Genomic DNA, 1,767 nt, shown 5'->3' with positions numbered 1-1,767 from the left:
GGATCGCCGCAGCAGCCACAGCGCGACCGCCGCGACGCACCACGAACAGGCCGCTCAGGCCGAAGGCGGCGCGGTACAGGCTGGCGAAGTGGCCGGCCATGCCGGGGCCCGGCGTCTCGGCGGCCCAGAAGCGGGCCATGGCGGCCTCAAGCCAGCTGAACACCGCCACATGGGCCAGGGTCATGACCGAGAAGGCCAGGGCGTAGCGGCCGAAGTCCTCGGGGCTGAGCAGGCGGGTGAACAGGACGATGGTCAGGAAACCGACCACGCCCTGGACGATGTTGGCGGGCAGATAGCCCCAGACGCCCTTCCAGAACATCAGCGGCTCCGGGTCAGCGGATCGCCGCCCGGTCGCCCAGCAGGACGGGGACGGTGACGGCCATGATCCACAGATCCATCCACAGGCTCTGGCGCTCGACGTAGTCGATGTCCAGCTGCACCCGGCGGCGTACGTCCTGGGCGGTGTGCAGCGGGCCGCGCGAGCCGTTGACGGCCGCCCAGCCAGTCATGCCGGGCTTGATGCGGTGGCGATGGGCGTACTCAGCGACCAGGCGGGCGGACTCGACGTGGCCCGTCTTCATGCCGATGGCGTGGGGGCGGGGGCCGACCAGCGACATCTCGCCGGCGATGACGTTCAGCAACTGGGGCAGTTCGTCCAGGCTGGTCTTGCGGATGAACTTGCCCACCTTGGTGACGCGGTCGTCGTCATGGGTCACCTGGCGGCTGGCCGTGGCGTCGGCTGCATCCTGGCGCATGGAGCGGAACTTCCAGACGACGATCTCTTCCTGGTTGAAGCCGTGGCGGCGCTGCCGGAAGAAGATCGGGCCCGGGCTGTCCATGCGGATGGCCAAGGCGATCAGGCCCATGACGGGGGCCAGAAGGACCAGGGCGGTCAAGCCGACGACGAGATCCTGCAGCCGTTTGTTGAAGGCGCGGCGGTCGGCGTCGACCGGGCCCTGGATGTCGGCCAGGGGGGCGGCGGCCAGGCGGTCCAGGGCGGAGACGGTCTCGGCCGCGCCGTTCGGCTCGACCAGCAGGGTGACCTCGTTGGGCAGGGTGCGCAGCCGGGCGTTCAACTCGCGGACACGGGCCTCGGCCTTGGGGTCGATGGCCAGGACGACGCTGTCGACATAGGGCGTCATCTTGTGGGTCAGCAGGTCGTCGGCCGTGCCCAGCACCGGCACGCCCTCGATGGCGCGCGGGCTGCGGGCCAAGCGGTCGTCGAAGATGCCCAGCACGTTCAGGTCGCGGCGCTTCAGCGCCTCGCGGATCAGGCTCTCGGCGTGACGGGTGGCCCCCACCAGAACGATGTTGGGCGTCAGCGCGCCCGTGACCCGCCAGCGCGCGACCAGGTCGCTCCAGCCCATGTGCAGGGCGTTCAGGGTGATCAGAACCAGGCCGGCCCAGACCAGCCAGGCGGACCATTGGGCGTCGGGGCCGCGCAGCAGCCCGCCCGAGATCAGGGCGACGGCGGCGCCCGTGGCGACGATGGCGGCCACCGAGGCGAGATGGCGCGCCTGGCTCTGTCCCCGCGAGAAGCGGTAGCGGCCCAGCGAGCGCATCAGCGCCAGGATGGCGAAGGCGCCCAGGGCGAAGGGCGCGGCGCGGGACAGTTCGGCGTGCGCCAGCGGACCCGGCGACGCGCCCAGGCGCACAGTAGGGTGATGGTCACGACCGCCAGGACGTCGAAGGCGCGGAAATAGTGGCGGCCAGGCGCGAGGCGTGCCGCCTGGCGGGCGTTCAGCCAGACGTTCGGGCGGAAGGGGG

The 1,767-nt window shown here is 71.4% G+C and carries 3 protein-coding genes; all 3 read right to left on the bottom strand.

Annotation, left to right across the window (positions count from 1 at the left end):
* Window positions 1-319: oligosaccharide flippase family protein (locus AC2W7C_RS17445; protein ID WP_486002501.1), on the bottom strand; the 319-nt coding region annotated here is incomplete at its 3' end.
* Window positions 320-332: 13 nt separating this feature from the next.
* Window positions 333-1,562, bottom strand: a complete 1,230-nt coding sequence (locus tag AC2W7C_RS17440; protein WP_486002500.1) for an exopolysaccharide biosynthesis polyprenyl glycosylphosphotransferase — start codon at window positions 1,560-1,562, stop codon at window positions 333-335.
* A partial coding sequence (locus AC2W7C_RS17435) for a hypothetical protein (RefSeq protein ID WP_486002499.1) occupies window positions 1,562-1,767 on the bottom strand: 206 nt, incomplete at its 5' end. The genes AC2W7C_RS17435 and AC2W7C_RS17440, both read right to left, overlap by 1 nt.

It is taken from the genome of Brevundimonas sp. CURTG3B2_SDJG (assembly GCF_057364705.1).
This window is presented reverse-complemented; position numbering and strand designations above follow the sequence as displayed.

Excerpts from the sequence above, each read along its gene's own strand:
- AC2W7C_RS17440 (WP_486002500.1), bottom strand. The coding sequence starts at position 1,562 with ATGCGCTCGCTGGGCCGCTACCGCTTCTCGCGGGGACAGAGCCAGGCG.